Below are 17,993 nucleotides of genomic sequence, written 5' to 3' on the forward strand. Positions count from 1 at the left end.
GATAACTATCAATCAAACGGCGAGAGGATTAAGCGAGATCCTCGACAGAAGCAGACTCGTTGCGCGACAGGTTGATACCCAGGTTCGCGGCGGTGCGTTCCAGGTCCTCGTCGTCGCTGTCGCGCATCTCGATCGCGGCGCCGTCCGAAGACAGCACCTCGACGTTGAGGCACAGCGACTGGAGCTCCTTGAGCAGAACCTTGAACGACTCCGGGATGCCCGGCTCGGGGATGTTCTCGCCCTTGACGATCGCCTCGTAGACCTTCACGCGACCGACGGTGTCGTCGGACTTGATGGTCAGCAGCTCCTGCAGCGTGTACGCCGCACCGTAGGCCTGCATGGCCCAGCACTCCATCTCACCGAACCGCTGGCCACCGAACTGCGCCTTACCACCGAGCGGCTGCTGGGTGATCATCGAGTACGGGCCGGTCGAACGCGCGTGGATCTTGTCGTCGACCAAGTGGTGCAGCTTCAGGATGTACATGTAGCCAACCGTCACCGGGTACGGGAACGGCTCACCGCTGCGGCCGTCGAACAGCTGCGACTTGCCTTCGGCATCGACCATGACGTCACCGTCGCGGTTCGGCAGCGTCGAGCCCAGCAGGCCCTCCAACTCGCCCTCGCGGGCACCGTCGAACACCGGGGTGGCGACGATGCTGTCGCGCGGCGCGCTGTGCATACCGTCGGGCAGGTTCGCCGCCCACTCGGGGTACGCACCGTTCGCATCCGCCTCGATGTTCCAGCCGGCCTTGGCCACCCACCCGAGGTGGGTTTCCAGAATCTGGCCGATGTTCATACGACGCGGCACACCGTGGGTGTTCAGGATGATGTCCACCGGGGTGCCGTCAGGCATGAACGGCATGTCCTCCTGCGGGAGGATCTTGCCGATGACGCCCTTGTTGCCGTGGCGGCCGGCGAGCTTGTCACCGTCGGAGATCTTGCGCTTCTGGGCCACGTAGACGCGGACCAGCTCGTTGACACCGGCGGGCAGATCGTCGTCGTCCTCGCGCGAGAACACGCGGACGCCGATGACCTTGCCGGACTCACCGTGCGGCACCTTCAGCGAGGTGTCGCGGACCTCACGGGCCTTCTCACCGAAGATGGCACGCAGCAGGCGCTCTTCCGGGGTCAGCTCGGTCTCACCCTTCGGGGTGACCTTGCCGACCAGGATGTCGCCGTCGCGGACCTCGGCGCCGATGCGGACGATGCCGCGCTCGTCGAGGTCAGCCAGCACCTCGTCGGAGACGTTCGGGATGTCCCGGGTGATCTCCTCGGCGCCCAGCTTGGTGTCGCGCGCATCGATCTCGTGCTCCTCGATGTGGATCGAGGTGAGCACGTCCTGCTCCACGAGCCGCTGGCTCAGGATGATGGCGTCCTCGTAGTTGTGGCCTTCCCACGGCATGACTGCCACGAGCAGGTTCTTGCCGAGGGCCATTTCACCGTTCTCGGTGCAGGGACCGTCGGCGATGACCTGGCCGGCCTCGACGCGCTGTCCCGAGTCCACGATCGGGCGCTGGTTGGCGCACGTACCGTGGTTCGAGCGGTTGAACTTGCGCATCCGGTAGGTGTGCCGCGAGCCGTCGTCAGCCATGACGGTGACGTAGTCGGCGGAAACCTCTTCGATCACACCGGACTTGTCGGCCACGACGACGTCACCGGCGTCGATGGCGGCACGCAGCTCCATGCCGGTACCGACCAGCGGGGCCTCGCTGCGCACCAGCGGAACCGCCTGACGCTGCATGTTCGCACCCATCAGGGCGCGGTTCGCATCGTCGTGCTCCAGGAACGGGATCATCGCGGTCGCGACCGACACCATCTGGCGCGGCGAGACGTCCATGTAGTCGACGTCGTTCGCCGAGACGAACTCGACCTCGCCGCCCTTACGACGGACGAGGATCTTGTCCTCGGTGAAGTGGCCACCGTCGTCCAGCGGCGAGTTGGCCTGCGCCACGACGTGGCGGTCCTCCTCGTCGGCGGTCAGGTAGTCGATCTGGTCGGTGACGACACCGTCGACGACCTTGCGGTACGGGGTCTCGATGAAGCCGAACGGGTTGACCCGCGCGTACACCGAGAGCGAACCGATCAGACCGATGTTCGGGCCTTCAGGGGTCTCGATGGGGCACATGCGGCCGTAGTGCGACGAGTGGACGTCGCGGACCTCGAGGCCGGCACGCTCACGGGACAGACCACCGGGGCCCAGCGCCGACAGACGACGCTTGTGGGTCAGACCCGACAGTGGGTTGTTCTGGTCCATGAACTGCGACAGCTGGCTGGTTCCGAAGAACTCCTTGATCGCCGCCACGACGGGACGGATGTTGATCAGGGTCTGCGGAGTGATCGCCTCGACGTCCTGGGTCGTCATGCGCTCACGCACGACGCGCTCCATCCGCGACAGGCCGACCCGGATCTGGTTCTGGATCAGCTCGCCCACGGTACGCAGACGACGGTTGCCGAAGTGGTCGATGTCGTCGACCTCGACGGGGACCTCGACGCCGCCGGGGGCGGTCATCTTGGTGTCACCGTCGTGCAGGCGCACCAGGTACTCGATGGTGGCGACGATGTCCTCTTCGGTCAGCGTCGTCGCGGTCACCTGAGCCGGATTGCCGTCGTGCAGGCCCAGCTTCTTGTTGACCTTGTACCGGCCCACGCGGGCCAGGTCGTAACGCTTCTCCTTGAAGAACAGGTTCTCCAGCAGGGTCTGCGCCGACTCCTTGGTCGGCGGCTCGCCCGGGCGCAGCTTCCGGTAGATGTCCAGCAGGGCCTCGTCGGGACCGGCGGTCGGGTCCTTCTCGAGGGTGCCCATCATGATCTCGGAGAAGCCGAAGCGCTCGCGGATCTGCTCGCTGGTCCAGCCCAGCGCCTTCAGCAGCACGGTGACCGGCTGACGACGCTTGCGGTCGATGCGGACACCGACGGTGTCGCGCTTGTCGACGTCGAACTCCAGCCAAGCACCGCGGCCCGGGATGACCTTGACGCTGTGCAGGGTCTTCTCGGTGGCCTTGTCGATGGACTCGTCGAAGTACACACCCGGCGAACGGACCAGCTGCGAGACGACGACGCGCTCGGTGCCGTTGATGATGAAGGTGCCCTTTTCGGTCATCATCGGGAAGTCGCCCATGAAGACCGTCTGGCTCTTGATCTCGCCGGTGGTGTTGTTGATGAACTCAGCCGTGACGAACAGCGGGGCCGCGTACGTCTGGTCCTTTTCCTTGCACTCGTCGACCGGAGCCTTGACCTCGTCGAAGCGCGGGTCGGAGAAGCTCAGCGACAGGGTGCCGGCGAAGTCCTCGATGGGCGACAGCTCCGCGAGGACCTCTTCGAGGCCACCTACGGGGTTGATGTCGCCGCGATCCACTGCCTTCGCCCGCCAGCGGTCGGAACCGATCAGCCATTCGAAGGAATCCGTCTGAACGTCGAGCAAGCCCGGAACCTCAAGCGGTTCGCGCAGCTTCGCGAACGAGACTCGGTTCGGCGCTCCTGGGACGGAGTTGTTGGAATCTACTGACTTGCTCTCGCGAGAGGCTGCCAAGATGCGTCCTTCCAGCACCTGATGCGACCATTTCGGGGCCGGTCGAAACCGGTCCGAATTGCCGCTGTATCTGCTTCGGTCCGGCTGGCGTTCTCACAGTCCGGGCCTTACAAGACACAAAGCACGCGTCTAGATCACTGAGCAACGCTCAGGCTAGAAGGTGTCAGGTGCGGGTGAGGTGGGCAGGATGCAGCCAGCGCAACGTCCAACATTAGCGTAGGACGGCGCATTCCTCAACCACGGCATGTTTGAAGAGAGTTCTAACGGATAACGCTGGCTGGCGTCTGAACCCATTAACAAAACCCTCGAATACATGCTGCCCAACAGATTGGCCCGTTTGCGGGCGTCAGTCAAGACTTGCCACGGTGTTTGGTGTGGAGTTTTGCCGGCAAATGGCGAACCGGGGCGCTCACATCGTGACGCAGCAGGTCCCGCGGCGCCAGTCGCACGCCCTCTCAGGCGGGCGTACGGTGACCAAGATCACCGACTCCCCCGCCGACGAAATCGCGCCCGGGCTGATTCAGCCCGGGCGCGATCGTCGACGTGCTGCGGATCAGGCCCGCGGAATCTGGGCGGTCACCGGGTCGTCGGCACCGCGGCCGCTCTTGTTGAGGTCCTCCAGGATGGCGGCCTGCGCGGCGGGCGGCAGGGTGTGCAGGATCGAACGCACGCGAGCCTGGCGACGCGCCACCGCCTGGCGCACCGGCATCCCCGGGGTCACCTCGATCTGCGGCGGCACGCCCTCGACCTCCTCGACACCACCATCGGCGTGACCGGCATCGATCGCCGCCGCCTCCGCGGCGGCGGTCGCGGCGTCCTTCTCCTCGGACATACCAATGGGGCCGATACGACGACCGTTGAGGAACTGCTTGACCGCCGGCTCCTCACTGGTCAGCAGCACCTCGCGGGGGCCGAACATGACCAGGTGCTTGCGGTAGAGCATGCCGATGTTGTCCGGCACCGTACGCACCACGTTGATGTTGTGCGTCACGATCAAGATGGTCGCGTCGATCTGGGCGTTGATGTCGATCAACAACTGCGACAGATAGGCGGTACGCACCGGGTCCAGACCCGAGTCCGGCTCGTCGACCAGGATGATCTTGGGGTCGAGCACCAGTGCGCGGGCCAGGCCGGCACGCTTGCGCATACCACCGGAGATTTCGCCCGGGAACTTGTGACCGTCGTTGGGCATACCCACGATGTCCAGCTTTTCCATGACGATCTTGCGGATCTCGGACTCGGACTTCTTGGTGTGCTCGCGCAGCGGGAAAGCCGTGTTGTCGTAGATGTTCATCGAGCCGAACAGCGCGCCGTCCTGGAACAGCACACCGAACAGGGTGCGGATCTCGTAGAGCTCCTTGGCCGAGCACTCGATGATGTTGGTGCCGTCGATGACAATGGAGCCGCGCTCGGGGCGCAGCAAACCGATCAGGGACTTCAGGAACACCGACTTACCGGTACCGGACGGACCCAGCATGACGCTGACCTCACCGGCGGGGATGGTCAAAGTGACGTCTTCCCAGATCTTCGACGACCCGAAGGACTTGCTCAGTCCCGTCACGTCGATTTGGACGCCCATATGAGATCCCTTCCGCCAGCGCTCGCGCGCCATCTGCTGCCCTGCCTGTGGCTTGAGTCACTGTAGCGCATCGATCGCGAGCCGATACACCTTGTTCCAACTATCGGACGGCCCGGCCAGAAGTCACTCTGATGGACACTGAGGCAACTACGCCATGGTCCCCGAAGGGGTCAGAAATGCCCCGATTTATAACCTCTGAAAAGCGAAATCCCCCGGAGTCCGCAGTGGACTCCGGGGGAAAACGTCAGTTCTGGCGAACTTACTTGACGGACACCGAAGCGCCGGCAGCCTCGAGCTTGGCCTTGGCGTCCTCGGCGGCCTCCTTCGAGACCTTCTCCAGCAGCGGCTTGGGGGCGCCGTCGACCAGGTCCTTGGCTTCCTTCAGGCCCAGGCCGGAAACGATCTCGCGGACGACCTTGATGACGCCGATCTTCTTGTCGCCGGCACCCTCGAGGATGACGTCGAACTCGGACTGCTCTTCAGCAGCCTCGGCGGGAGCAGCAGCGCCACCAACGGCGGCAACGGCGACCGGAGCAGCAGCGGTGACGTCGAAGGTCTCCTCGAACTGCTTCACGAACTCCGAGAGCTCCAGCAGGGTCATTTCCTTGAACGCGTCGAGCAGTTCTTCGGTGGACAGCTTGGCCATGTGAATGGTCCTTCCTTAGTTCTTTATTAGTGGTTGTGGGGTGGGTCAGGCGGCCGAGTCTTCGGCGGCCTTCTTGTCCTGCAGAGCGGCCGCCAGGCGGGCAACCTGGGACGCGGGCGCAACGAACAGCGCCGCGGCCTGGGACTGCTTCGCCTTGAGGGCGCCGGCCAGCTTGGACAGCAGCACTTCGCGCGACTCGAGGTCGGCGATCTTCTCGACCTGGGCCACGGACAGCGCAGCGCCGTCCATGTAGCCGCCCTTGATGACGAGCTGCTTGTGATCCTTCGCGAACTTCTTGAGTGCCTTCGCGGCATCGACCGGCTCGCCGGTGATGAACGCGATGGCGGTCGGACCTGCGAACAGGTCGTCGAGGCCTTCGATCCCGGCCTCCGAGGCGGCGCGCTTGACCAGGGTGTTCTTGGCGACCGTGTAGGTCGTCGAGGCACCAAGGGAGCGACGCAGCTCGGCGAGATTGGCAACCGTCAGACCGCGGTACTCGGTCACGACAGTGGCCGTCGAGGCCTTGAACTGTTCGGCGATGTCAGCGACCGCAGTGGCTTTATCAGCCGTGGCCATACATGCCTCCTTGTGGTGTATTCATCGGCCCACTGGAGACTGCCGGGGATTCGGCTTCGATCAAGGTCAGAAATGCAAAGCGCCCCGACACAGAAAGGTCGGGGCGCGCAGAATAAAAACTCTGAAAACCTCGTCCTCCTGCGTGGGCCGCCCGGAAAATCCGGAACCTTCAACCGATTTCCGAGCTACTTGCTCTTCGCGCAAGCGGCTCATCGGTGACCGACGGTCTTCGGTGGAACTGGATCAGAGTAGCCGATGGCCTGCCGATCAGCCAAAACGGCGACTCTGCGCATCACGGCCGGCCGGGCCGAACCTCATCCGGCGCCGGCAGCTGCCACTGCCGGCCTTGCTCGAGGTCGAAGCTCATCGGTTGGTATCGCAGCATGCCGGTGCCCGGGTACGGGGTGTACTCGCCGAACCAGACGTCGCCGTCGACGGCGTAGAGGTCGACGCGGACGAAGTCCCAGTCGGTGCCCAGCACGCTCGCGATCTCCAGCATCTTGTCCAGTTCGAGCGGCCGCTCCTCGACGGCGATCGGGTGGATGCGCCAGCGCACGGGCAACGGGCGCCAGTCGACGTCCAGGAAGGTGGTGGTCTGCTTCTTGTCGAAGCGGCCGCGGTTCACCTGGATCAGTTCGACCCGGCCACCAAAGACGAAGAACTTGTAGTCGACGGGCGGCCGGCCGTCCGGGGTGGGGATGCGTTCCTCGAGAAGGAGCAGTGGGCGGGCTTGGCTGTATCCCCACTCGCCGAGTTCCAGCGGCGTGCGCTCGAACCAGCGCTCGGTCCGGTTCCGCAGACTCTGCAGGTCGGTGTGCGCATCGGGGCCGAACAGCGCGTGCCCGCTGCTGTGGTTCGGTTTGAGGACCCACGGTGGCAGCGTCGTCAGCTCCGGGGCCTCCCGCAGGTCGGTACCGGACCAGTACGTGGCGGGGATGCGCAGATTGGCGCCCGGATAGGCCGCGCGGGCCATCTCCTTCATCCACATCTTGTCGCAGGCCTTGACGATCCGGTCCCGCCGATCGTTGAAGATGCGCCAGTTCACCTTCTCGTTGAAGGTCGCCGGCTCGCTGAAGTTGCCCCATCGCCGGATCATGAAGAGATAGAGCATCTTCCGCATCACCAGCAGTGGGATCAGCGCGACGAGGCGGCGGCGTACGGCGGCCGACCACTTGTCCAGCCGCATCACATCGCCCCGTCGAGTTCGGCCACACTGGTCAGGTAGCCGCCACGGCGGAAGAATGCGTCTCCGGCGTGTTCGGCACCGTCGGCCGTGCGTACGCGGGTGATCACCAGCGCCCGGTTCTGGCCGCGGTGCGCGCCCGGTCCGGACACCACGGCACCGCCGCCTTCCTGCACGATCACTCGGCCGGGCGATCCGCCGTACCGGATTTCGGAGACCTTGGATTCGAGCACCTCGATCCGTTCACCGCGGTAGAAGGTGAACGCGCGCGGGTAGGGGTCCGAGAGCGCGCGGACGAGCCGTTCCAGGTCCTCCGCAGGCCAGCTCCAGTCGATCAGGCTGTCGCGCACGGAACGCTTGTGGAAGTAGGTCCGCTCCGACTTTTCTTGCGGCCGCCATTGCGCGGTACCCGTTTCCAGCGCGGTGAGCGCTTCGTCCAGTGCGCCCGGGATGAGGTCGATGCCGCGCATCACCAGCTCGGTGCCCGTGTCGGCGGGACCGATGGGCAGCGAGTGCTGGACCAGGATGTCGCCGGCGTCGAGTTCGGAGTTCATGCGGTGGATGGTCAGCCCGATCTCGGATTCACCGCTGATCAGCGACCACAACACCGGCGAGAAACCGGTGCTCTTCGGCAGTAGGGAGTCGTGCATGTTCAGCGTCCCGTACGGCGGCAGGTCGTACAGCTCCTCCGTCATGCGCGTGTACCAGCTGTTGACGACGATGACGTCGGGCTCTGATCGCTTGACCACGTCGATGGTCTCGTGGTCGGCCCGCATGGTCAGGTGGACCGGGATGCCGTGCGCCCGGGCGAGTTCCTCGACCGAATCCGAGAAGATCGCCTTGTACGACTCCGTGCTGGTCGGATGCGTGACCACCATCGGCACGTCGTGTCCCAGATCGAGCAGCGCCTGCAGCGTCTTGACCCCCCACGTCTGGAAACCGAAGAAGACGACGCGCATGCCAAAACCTCACTAAGTCTGATTCTGCTGTCGATCGGAGCGATGTTCGCCGACCGGTTATCACAATCAACTTAGCTAAGTCTTACCTAAATTTGTGATCTACCTGTGAACGCGGGCCCGGGCCACGTCATCCGGCTAGCGCCACCACGACAAACACCGCGACCAGTACCGCAACCCGCAGCCAGTGCAGGTGGTCCCAGCGGCGGGCCAGTTCCCGACTGGTCGGCGCCTCGTCGGGACCGGCGCCCGCCCACGCCGCGACCCGGTTGTTGATCGGAACCAGCGCAGTCAGCGACAGGACCATCACCACGGCCATCAACACCACCGCGGCGATGGCGAGTGGCGCCGGCGCGAGTACCGCATCGACGACCAGCAGCGCCGCCGCGGTGGCGTACCAGAACGGCATCACCGCGCCGAGGATCCGACTGCCGGCGGCACGCGCCTGGCGGTAGGCGTCGTCGGGCAGCTGTTCCAGAACCGGATTGGTGAATGCGGCGACGCCGAACTCGACGCCGACGAGCGTGCCGACGACGATCACCGTGAGAATCTGCGCAAGACGTTCCATGGCATCGAGCCTGGTCACTATGCTGCCAAATAACAAGGTACTGACAAATTAGTCAGTACGTGAGCCAGTAGGAGCCCGGTCATGGCGGTATCGAAGAAGGAGATCGGCGAGTGCCCCATCGACGCGGCGCTGTCCGTGGTCGACGGCCGCTGGAAAGGCACCATCCTGTGGCGACTCGCGGACGGGCCGATGCGCACCGCGGAGCTTCGCCGGAGCATTCCCGAGATCACGGAGCGCATGCTCATCCGCCATCTGCATGAACTGGTGGCCGACGGCATCATCGAACGCCACGACGCGGGCACGGTGCCGCCGCGCGTGCACTATTCGATCTCCGAGTACGGCAAGACGCTGGGACCGGTGCTCGGCGCGCTGTGCGACTGGGGCCGAAAGGACATGGCGCGCCGCGCCGCTCAGGACCGCCACAACGCGGCGGCACCCACCAGTCCGGCGTCACCGCCGAGTTCGGCCGGCACCACCCGCAGGCCGCGCAGGAAACTCAATCCGGCGTAGCGGGGCAGCGCCGCCCGCAGCGGGCCGAACAACACCTCCCCCGCATTCGCCACGCCGCCGCCGACGATCACCAGGTCCAGATCGCAGACCGCTGCCGCTGATGCGATGGCGACCGCGATCGCCTCAGCACCACGCGTGAAGGCCTGCACCGCAACCGGATCCCCACGGCGGGCAGCCTCGGCCAGCGCCTTCGCATCGGCGTCCGGCGGCGCGTCCCACCCGTGCTCGTGCGCCCACCGCGCGAGGTGCGGACCCGAGGCCACCGCCTCCACGCAGCCCTGCGCGCCACACGCACAGCGGGGACCGTCGGGTTCCACCACAACATGCCCGACGTGTCCGGCATTGCCGGTCCGACCGAGGTAGGGCACGCCGCCCTGCACCAGTCCGCCGCCGATGCCGGTCGACACCACCATGCCGAGCAGGAACTGCGACCCGCGACCGGCTCCGCGCCAGTGCTCGCCCATGGCCAGACATACGACGTCGCCGGCCAGCCGAACCGGCAGGCCGGTGCGGCCGGCCAGTCGGTCAACCAGCGGAAACTGTTGCCAAGCAGCGATATTGAGCGGACTGACGGTTCCCGCGACCGTATCGATGGGGCCGGCGCAGCCGGCACCCACGCCCCGCAGCGGGCGGCCGCCGGCAACGACGAGGGCGCTTTCGATCAAAGCATCGACCGTTCCCCACACCTGCTCGCGGTCCGCGTGCGGTGTCGGCAGCTGCTCGCGGTGCACGAGCACGCCGTCCGGGTCGACGAGGGCCGCGGCGATCTTGGTGCCGCCGATGTCAAGGGCGAGGGTCAGTTCGGGCATCGTCACTTTCAGTGCCGGTGGACGTGGTCGGGCTGGCGCGGGTCGCCGGGATGTTCGTATCCGGGCGCCAGCTGCACCGCCTCGGCTCGTCGCGCATCGAGCCAATGCCGGAAGGCACGCCTGCGCGCCGAACCCAGCAGGTGTGCGGTGATCTGCGGCCGCACCTGGTCCAGCACGGGGGCGACGGTCGGCACGGCGGACCAGCCGTCCGGACCGGGCACGGGCGGCGCGAACCGCAAAGGGTTGCGTGCGTGGTAACCCTCGATCTCGTCGTCGGAGAGCTGAACTGTCGACGTCACGTAGCCGAACAGTGCCCTGGCCAACGGCCGCTCCAAGGCGGCCGCGGCAATGCTGCCGAGCTCCATGCGAGCAACAGCGTCGGGCAGCAGGTCGGCTTCGGTCGGGGTGTCGCGGTCGTCGACGCCGAGTTCCGCGGCCGCCACGCGCACCACCTCGTCGGTGACGAGCAACTGGGTCAGCCAGCGCCGTAGCTGCCGCCCCTCACTGGTTCCGGGCACAGGTAGCGACGACGCCAATGCGCTTGCGCGCAAACATGATTCGCGCTCGTCGAGCACAGCGACGGGAATCGTCCGCCCGGCGACGATGGCAATATGATTCATCGGACGCGCACCGATACCGCCGGCATGTACAGCACCCGGCCGGCCGCGGCGATCCGCACCAGCGCCCACCATCGCCCCGGGCCGACCCATGGCGGCGGCGCCACGTCGAAGTCGAACGCGACGGTGCCACCGGCGGGCACGTCGGCCCCGAGCACGCTGGGCCCCAACCAATCCCAGGTGCCCCACGGGCTGATCAGATGCGCTTCCAGGCTCAGCGGCGCCCCCGCGGCAGAGCCGACGATCACGCTCAGGTCCGCGTGTTCACCGGCGACGACCTCGACGGCTGCGGGCTCGGCAACCAACCTGAGCAGCGGGGTGTCGCCGGGGTCGCCGACCGTGACGACGCAGACGTCTTCGACCAGCTGGCGCCAGGCCGCCGGAATCTGCGTGTCCTTGGCGCCGCCGGTGACGGCCAGCTCGATCCGCACCGGGTACCGGCCGGCGGGGATGTCGGCCGGAAGTGCCACCTGCACATCGGTTTCCAGATAGCCGCCGGGCGGCAGCACGAACGCCAGCCCGTCCGGGGTGGCCGCCCAGCCGTCGGGGCACAGCACTCGCACCCGGCCGTGGAGCGCCGCGTCGGTGCAGTCGCTGGCGGCGGTGACGCGCAGCGACAGCGACGTACCCGGTTCGCCGGAAACTTCGGTGGGGTGTACGTGCGCCACGGCCGGCAGTCCACCCAACGGGGCCGGGCCGCGATTGTGCAACCAATACCGGGCGTAAATCGGTTGGGCGACTTCGGCATCCGGCGCGAGGGTGACATGGTCACCGTTGAGAACGTGGGGCAGATCGAGCCGGGCCCGCACGGTCGCGATCTCGAAGCCGTGTAGGCGCAGGTCCTTTTCGCCGGCCACCGGTTGTTCGAGGAGATCCAGCCGCTCCACGCTGTCGAGGTGCCGCATCCCCGAGGTGACGCTGACCTCGGTCGGGCGTCCCGAGGTCTGCACCAGGCGCAGAGTGATGCCCGACCGCGGGTCGACGGGCGCGCAACTGCCGGTGGCAATGGGATTTCCGGTGGCCTTCAGCGCAACCAGCGTCACGTCGGATGCGGGTTCGACGCCCAACAGTGAACCGGTACCGGGCAATCCGCCCGCCACCGCCGGATGGTCCGTGTGCACCGCGAGCAGCGGCTGCGAGTACTCGGCGCTGCGGCCGGCAATGCCCGCCGTCCGCCAATCTCCGTCGCCTGCCGCAACGGCGTAGTCGAAGGTGTGGGTCCAGTGCTGGAGCTGGAAATTCGAGCCGTCGGGTGCCGTTCGTCGCGGCGGGTCGATCCAGGTGCCCGACGGCCAGCCGGTGCACGACCGCATCAACGAGGTGTGCAGGACACCGTCCGGCTCGACGGCGAAACCCGGTACACCCCGGTTCATCACGGCGACGCTGCGCGCCTCGAAGGGACCGATACCGGCCGCAGCGTCCTGCTCGACGGTGATCTCGACGTCGGCGAGGGCGGCGATCAGTTCTTCGGTGGCGCCGGGTCCGGCGACGATCAGCACCGGCAGCGCCCGCACACCTGTCAGGTCGGCGCCCGGAATCCAGCGCTGCACCAGATCGGCGTCGGCGGGCACCCAGAGCCGGGCGCTGCCCATCGCCAGGCGCCGCTGCAGTTCCGCGCCGTAGCACGGGTCCACGGCTGCCAATACCGCTCTGGTGAAAGCGTTTTCGTCGGGACCACCGAGCGCGATGCGCGCGTCGGGCAGATTGGAGTCGACGGCGAGATCACCGTAGCGAGGTTTGCCGGCGCTGCTGCAGGTCGCCGTCACCCCGGCCCGGACGAGCGCCACCATCAGCTCACGGGTCGGAACCGCCGCATCGTCGGCGTTCGGGGCCACAACCTCGGCCACCGACACCGCCCGCACGTTGTCGCCCTGCGCGTCTCGCACCCGGACCCGCACTGCCGAGGACAGTCCGAACCAGCCGTAGGCGGGGTTGTCCAGCGTGTAGGGGTGGTCCGCGGTGTCGACGGCGTCGTGCGAATCCCGTTGGTGCAACAGGCCGAAGCCCCGGCCGATCACCGCATCACCGACCTCGCTGACCGGCATCGCGCCCGGCACCGGGCAGGGCCAGCGCAGCCGCAGCAGCTTGTCCGCACCGGCGAACTCGTCGACCACGGTGCGGCAGTCCAGGCGATCCACGCCGTGCCACAGCGTGATGGTCTGGGTGTAGCCCAGCAGGTCACCGATCCGACCGGTGACCACCAGCCGCTCCCCCACCGGGCAGCGGTAGGCCTGTACCGACTGGGCCGGATATTCCGCGGAGCCCACCACGGGCCCCTTCGGCAGCAGATGCCAGGGTCCTTCGTGTTCGGTGGGATGCGCGGAATGTTCGTCATAGACGGCGATCTCGTTGCCGAACCGTCCCATGCCGATCAACTGGATGCCGTCGCGCAGCAGTGACGACACCGCGCCGCCGCGGTCGGGGTCGACGGTGCAGCGGTAGCGGTCGTTGCCGATGGTGGTGCCGGCCACCGGTTCCCACCCCGACGGCACGGTGTTCCCGCCGAGCGTGTACCCCCGCCATCCGAGCGACGGCACCTCGCGGGCCAGCCAGGTGACGGTGCGGCCACCGTCTTCGGCCAGTACCGGCACCGGCGTACCGTCCGCACCCTGGACCGACCCTGCCATCGGTTCGTCGAGGTGGACGGTGACGATGTCGGTTCGGCTGTGCGCCAATGGGTTCCACACCACGATGTCACCGTCGACGGCGCGGGACAGCAGCGCCACCGCGTTGTCCCGGGCAGTCCGGCCGAGTTCCCAGGCGTCGCGCCAGCCGGTGAGCAGGTCGAGGTACACCTGGTCGGATTCCGATCCCGTGATGGCGTCGTGGTGTGCCCCGTAAGCCAGTTGCACCCAGGCTTTGGCCAGGGCCGCTTGCGGATAGGTGGCGCCGGTGAGCAATCCGGCGAACACCGCGAACCGTTCGGCTTCCAGCACGACGTTCTCGGCGGCCCGGTTGGCCTGCTTGGTGTCGATGTACGACACATCCTTGCCCGTGTAGATCGGGTTCATGTCCCGGGTCTGGGGCGACGGCTGGGCACCGCCGGCCGCGAGTTCCGTGCGCACCGCGGCGAAGAACTCCCGCGGCAGCGCACACACGAAACGGGGCCAGGTGTAGCGGGCCGCCCAATCCCGGTGAATCTCGGTCACCCACTTGTTCGGCGGGGTGTAGTCGGTGCCCACGGGCAGCAGCACATTGCGGGTCAGCGCCACCTTTTTCAGCTTGGCGAACGTCTCGTAGGTGGCAGCCTCAGCCTCCTGCAAGGACGCCGACGAATCCATCCACCATCCCGCGGCGTAGTGCGCAGGCATGTAATGGGTGAGCAGCCCGCGACCGGAGGGCGCGATCCAGTCGAATTCACTGGCGAACTGCATGCGCTCGGGATCGCCGCCGCGGTGCATCGGTCCCCACTGGTGATGCGGGCCGCGGGCCCACGAACTGGAGGTCAGCCCCGCGTCGGCGGCCATGCCGGGGAACTGCGGATCGTGACCGAACACATCCAGCTGCCACGCCGTCGCCGGGTCGGCGCCCATGACGTCACGCTGAAACCCGATGCCGTGCACGAAGTTCCGGATCGCCGTCTCGGGACTGGTCAGGTTGGTGTTCGGCTCGTTGTAGGTGCCGCCCATGATCTCGATGCGGCCCTCGGCGAGCAGCGCGCGCAGCTGGGCGCGTTGCTCCGGATGGGTATCCCAGTAGGGTTTGAGGTAGTCGACCTCGGCCAGTACGAATTTGTATTCGGGCTCCCGCCTTGCCATTTCGAGGTGCGCGGTGACCAGGTCGAAGCCGTTGGTCTGCCGGCACCGTCCGGGCGGATCCTCGGTCCAGGCGCTGGTGTACGCGGCCTGGGTGTTCCACCACACCGGGTCGTAGTGGAAGTGGCTGATCATGTGCATGGTCCAGCCGGGCTCGGCGACGACGAACTCGAACGGGGTCTGCCCGCCGCCGATCTCGAGATGCGCGGCCCGGCTCTGTCCCGGCTCCGGAGCCGCGACGGCCACCGGAATCTCCACCATGCCGTCGCCCGGCAGAGCCACAGCCTGGCCGCTCAACCCGTCCCCGGCCACCCGGACCTCGGTGGCATCCGCGCATCCGGTGTAGTCCACACGCACGATCTGCAGCGGTTCATCGGCCGGCCCGACGAACAACTCGGTGGAAACTACCGCCGTCACCCGCAGGAGTGGTCCCGTCGACACCCCTGCACCATACGGCGCGCTCCCTACCGGCCGGGCGGCATTGCCGCACGCAACCGGTCGGCCACCACGCCGGCCGCGGCCACCACCTCGGGCGGCTCGAGCACCACGAACCGATACCCCGGCATCGCCAGGTAAAGCACGATCCGTTCCGGGTCGTCGCCCGCGGCGGTCACGATGCAGTGGTCCGGCCCATCCGGCTCGATCTGCGCGGAGGCTGAGGAAAACACCTGTGCCAGTTGGCTTTCGGATGCCCGGAACCGCACCCGCGCGACGTACCGGTACGGCGACGTCGTGATGGCCCGGCGGACGTACTCGGCCGGGTCGGGCGCCGGGCGCGCGACGAACGTGGTCCCCGCCGCGCTGACGTCAACCATCCGGTCCAGCCGCAGCGTCCGCCAGTCGTCGCGGTCGCGGTCGTACGCCAGCAGGTACCAGCGGCGTCCGGTCGTGACGAGTCGGTAGGGCTCCAGGCGCCGCTGCGTGCTGTTGCCGCGGATGTCGGTGTAGCCGAGCCGGATGTGTTCGTGGTCGCGGCAGGCGCGCGCCAGCGTCATCAGGTCGTCGGGCGACACCGCTTCCACGGCGCCGCCGCCGGTCAACGTCACTGTCGCGTCGTGCACCGCGGCCACCTGCGACCGGAGCCGCGCCGGCATCACCTGGTCGAGTTTGGACAGTGCCCGCAGCGCCGACTCACCGACGCCCGCCACGCTGCCACCGGCCGCCAGTCGCAGACACACCGCCATCGCGACGGCCTCCTCCGGGTCGAGCAGCAGCGGAGGCAACGCGGCGCCGGCACCCAGCTGATAGCCGCCGTCGCGGCCCTTGCTGGCATGCACGGGATAACCGAGGTCGCGTAGCCGCTCGATGTCGCGACGGACGCTGCGTCCGGTGACGCCGAGCCGGTCGGCAAGCTCCTGCCCCGTCCACACCCGGCGCGCTTGCAACAGCCCCAGCAGCTGGAGCACGCGGCTCGTCGTTTCGGACATGACAACACTCTGCCGCACTCATAGGACAGAAACAGTCCTAATTGAGTGCGAGGCTTTGCACGTGACCGAAGAACTGGCCGAACAACTCGACTGGCACTGGCAGCACCAGCTGCGCCCACGCCTCGACGGACTGACCGACGACGAATATTTCTGGCAGCCGGTGCCCGGCTGCTGGACCGTCCACCCCGACGGGTCCATCGACTTCAGCTATCCCCCGCCGCAACCCGAACCGTTCACCACCGTCGCCTGGCGGTTGGCGCACGTCATCGTCGGCGTCCTGGCGATGCGCAACCACTCGCATTTCGGTGGCCCACCGGCCGATTACCAGTCGTGGTCCTACGCCCGCGACGCGCGCACCGCGCTGGATCAGCTCGACGCCGCCTATGCGCACTGGATTGCCGGGGTCCGCGGGCTCGACGACGCCGCCCTGGCGCGTCCATGCGGTCCGGCCGAAGGTCCCTACGCCGACCTCAGCATGGCCACCCTGGTGCTGCACATCAATCGCGAAGTCATTCACCACGGAGCGGAAATCGCCTGCGTCCGTGATCTTTACACCCACACCAAGAAGGAGAACTAACCATGGCTGGACTGCCCACACCCGCCGGCGACGAGCGGCAGACCCTGATCAATTTTCTGGCGTTCCAGCAGGACGCCTTCGCCGCCGTCGCCCACGGCCTCACCGATGAGCAGGCCCGCTCGACGCCCTCGGTCAGCGCGCTGTCGGTCGGCGGCCTGATCAAACACGTCACCGCCGTCCAAGCGGGCTGGGTGTCGCGCGCGGTCGCGGCTCCCGGCTTCCCGCCGCGCGACACCCGGCCGATGGCCGAGCAGATGGCCGAGCACGAAGACCAGCTCACGATGCGCGACGACGAGAAGCTCGGCGATCTACTGGACGCCTTGCGCGCGCAGAACACCGAGACGCTGCGGGTCTTCGCCGAACTCGACCTGGACGCGCTGGTGCCGGTGCCGCACGAGGTGCCGTGGTTCCCGTCGGACATCGACCACTGGTCGGTGCGCTGGGTGGGCATGCACATCATCGAGGAACTGTCCCGCCACGCGGGCCACGCCGACATCATCCGCGAATCCATCGACCGCGCCACCATGTACGAATTGCTGGCCGCCGAAGAAGAATGGCCGGAGACGGACTTCATCAAGCGGTGGCGGCCCGCCGTCCGGTAGCACTGTCGAGCCCGACGACACGGCTGCCCAGGCCCACGCCTGGGCAGCCATGTCGTCACTCTGGGCGCAGTACCAACGCCAGCGCCGCGTCGACCACCACGTTCAGCTCGGCGCCAAGCGCACCCGACAGCCACTGCTGGGCCAGCTCGGCCATCGCGCCGGTGTACATCGCGGCGCCGACGCGCGCGGCGACCGGGTCCGAGTCGGGGTGCAGCCGGCCACCCTCGGCCAGCACCGCGTCGAGCAGCAGGTCCTGGGTGACGGCCCGGCGCGCGGCCAGCACGGGGTTGGCGCGCGCTTCGGTGAACAGCACCCGCCCCCGCCGCGGATCGTGGGAACCGAAGCCCAGTACCGCAGCGATGCCGGCGCCGGTCCGTTCCCGCACCGAATCCCCCGCGCCGGCGATCGCGGTGTCCACCACGGCGGCCAATTCGACACTCACCTTGTCGTAGACGGCGCCCAGCAGCTCGTCGATGCCGTCGAAGCTCTCGTAGAAGTACCGGGTGTTGAGTCCGCACGCGCGGCATACCGACCGGACCGACAATGCCGTCTCGCCGCCGGAACCGAACAGTTCGAATGCCGCGTCGACCAGCAGCCCGCGGCGCTCCGCGCGGCGGTCGTCGAGCGGAATCCCCGCCCACCTGGTCGGTGTCGACATC

General features: G+C 67.4%; 15 protein-coding genes. 3 read left to right on the forward strand and 12 right to left on the reverse strand.

The annotated features are described in order from the left end of the window. Positions 1 to 28 precede the first annotated feature (28 nt). The 7 genes from rpoB to G6N59_RS11195 all read right to left on the reverse strand — a co-directional run bounded on the left by rpoB (position 29) and on the right by G6N59_RS11195 (position 9,037). The gene (rpoB, locus tag G6N59_RS11165) at positions 29 to 3,547 is read right to left on the reverse strand and encodes a DNA-directed RNA polymerase subunit beta (protein ID WP_138232238.1); all 3,519 of its coding nucleotides are present in this window, start codon (positions 3,545 to 3,547) and stop codon (positions 29 to 31) included. 535 nt (positions 3,548 to 4,082) lie between these two features. Beyond that, the gene (locus G6N59_RS11170) at positions 4,083 to 5,108 is read right to left on the reverse strand and encodes an ABC transporter ATP-binding protein (RefSeq protein WP_138232239.1); all 1,026 of its coding nucleotides are present in this window, start codon (positions 5,106 to 5,108) and stop codon (positions 4,083 to 4,085) included. 259 nt (positions 5,109 to 5,367) lie between these two features. After that, complete coding sequence (gene rplL / locus G6N59_RS11175) at positions 5,368 to 5,754, reverse strand: 50S ribosomal protein L7/L12 (protein WP_133759538.1); 387 nt, start codon at positions 5,752 to 5,754, stop codon at positions 5,368 to 5,370. Between the two features lie 45 nt (positions 5,755 to 5,799). Beyond that, a complete protein-coding gene (gene rplJ / locus G6N59_RS11180) occupies positions 5,800 to 6,330 on the reverse strand; it encodes a 50S ribosomal protein L10 (protein WP_135356861.1) in 531 nt (176 codons plus the stop codon). 292 nt (positions 6,331 to 6,622) lie between these two features. Next, the gene (locus G6N59_RS11185; protein WP_138232240.1) at positions 6,623 to 7,516 is read right to left on the reverse strand and encodes an ATP-grasp fold amidoligase family protein; all 894 of its coding nucleotides are present in this window, start codon (positions 7,514 to 7,516) and stop codon (positions 6,623 to 6,625) included. Further along, positions 7,516 to 8,472: a methionyl-tRNA formyltransferase gene (locus tag G6N59_RS11190; protein WP_138232241.1), complete on the reverse strand. Its 957-nt coding sequence runs from the start codon at positions 8,470 to 8,472 to the stop codon at positions 7,516 to 7,518. The genes G6N59_RS11185 and G6N59_RS11190 overlap by 1 nt, the downstream gene beginning before the upstream one ends. A 127-nt stretch (positions 8,473 to 8,599) precedes the next feature. Further along, positions 8,600 to 9,037 carry an anthrone oxygenase family protein gene (locus G6N59_RS11195; RefSeq protein ID WP_138232242.1) on the reverse strand — a complete coding sequence of 146 codons (438 nt, stop codon included), beginning with the start codon at positions 9,035 to 9,037 and terminating at the stop codon, positions 8,600 to 8,602. A gap of 81 nt (positions 9,038 to 9,118) precedes the next feature. Between G6N59_RS11195 and G6N59_RS11200 the strand changes: the two genes are divergently transcribed. Next, complete coding sequence (locus G6N59_RS11200) at positions 9,119 to 9,547, forward strand: winged helix-turn-helix transcriptional regulator (protein WP_138232243.1); 429 nt, start codon at positions 9,119 to 9,121, stop codon at positions 9,545 to 9,547. Here the strand turns inward: G6N59_RS11200 and G6N59_RS11205 are convergent. From G6N59_RS11205 to G6N59_RS11220, 4 genes are read right to left on the reverse strand one after another with little or no spacing between them, the layout of a single operon-like run. Further along, entirely contained in the window at positions 9,448 to 10,356 is a 909-nt protein-coding gene (locus G6N59_RS11205) for an ROK family protein (RefSeq protein WP_138232244.1), read from the reverse strand. The two genes, G6N59_RS11200 and G6N59_RS11205, sit on opposite strands and share 100 nt — an antisense overlap. Positions 10,357 to 10,364: 8 nt before the next feature. After that, positions 10,365 to 10,976, reverse strand: coding sequence for a DUF7158 domain-containing protein (locus tag G6N59_RS11210; RefSeq protein ID WP_138232245.1), 612 nt, complete (start codon positions 10,974 to 10,976; stop codon positions 10,365 to 10,367). After that, on the reverse strand, positions 10,973 to 15,151 hold the full coding sequence (locus G6N59_RS11215; RefSeq protein ID WP_138232359.1) for a glycoside hydrolase family 38 N-terminal domain-containing protein: 4,179 nt from the start codon (positions 15,149 to 15,151) through the stop codon (positions 10,973 to 10,975). Before G6N59_RS11215 ends, G6N59_RS11210 begins: the two co-directional genes overlap by 4 nt. Before the next feature lie 41 nt (positions 15,152 to 15,192). Then, positions 15,193 to 16,155: a helix-turn-helix transcriptional regulator gene (locus G6N59_RS11220; RefSeq protein WP_138232246.1), complete on the reverse strand. Its 963-nt coding sequence runs from the start codon at positions 16,153 to 16,155 to the stop codon at positions 15,193 to 15,195. A 55-nt stretch (positions 16,156 to 16,210) separates the two neighbouring features. On the opposite strand from G6N59_RS11220, the gene G6N59_RS11225 reads away from it, so the two are divergent. Together G6N59_RS11225 and G6N59_RS11230 are read left to right on the forward strand one after the other, a co-directional pair. Continuing rightward, on the forward strand, positions 16,211 to 16,732 hold the full coding sequence (locus G6N59_RS11225) for a DinB family protein (protein WP_138232247.1): 522 nt from the start codon (positions 16,211 to 16,213) through the stop codon (positions 16,730 to 16,732). Between the two features lie 2 nt (positions 16,733 to 16,734). Further along, the gene (locus tag G6N59_RS11230; RefSeq protein WP_138232248.1) at positions 16,735 to 17,334 is read left to right on the forward strand and encodes a DinB family protein; all 600 of its coding nucleotides are present in this window, start codon (positions 16,735 to 16,737) and stop codon (positions 17,332 to 17,334) included. Positions 17,335 to 17,389: 55 nt separating this feature from the next. Here G6N59_RS11230 and G6N59_RS11235 read toward each other — a convergent pair whose 3' ends face one another. Further along, a complete protein-coding gene (locus G6N59_RS11235) occupies positions 17,390 to 17,992 on the reverse strand; it encodes a TetR/AcrR family transcriptional regulator (protein WP_138232249.1) in 603 nt (200 codons plus the stop codon). Between the last annotated feature and the right edge of the window lies 1 nt (position 17,993).

It is taken from the genome of Mycolicibacterium aubagnense, assembly GCF_010730955.1.
GTDB lineage: Bacteria > Actinomycetota > Actinomycetes > Mycobacteriales > Mycobacteriaceae > Mycobacterium > Mycobacterium aubagnense.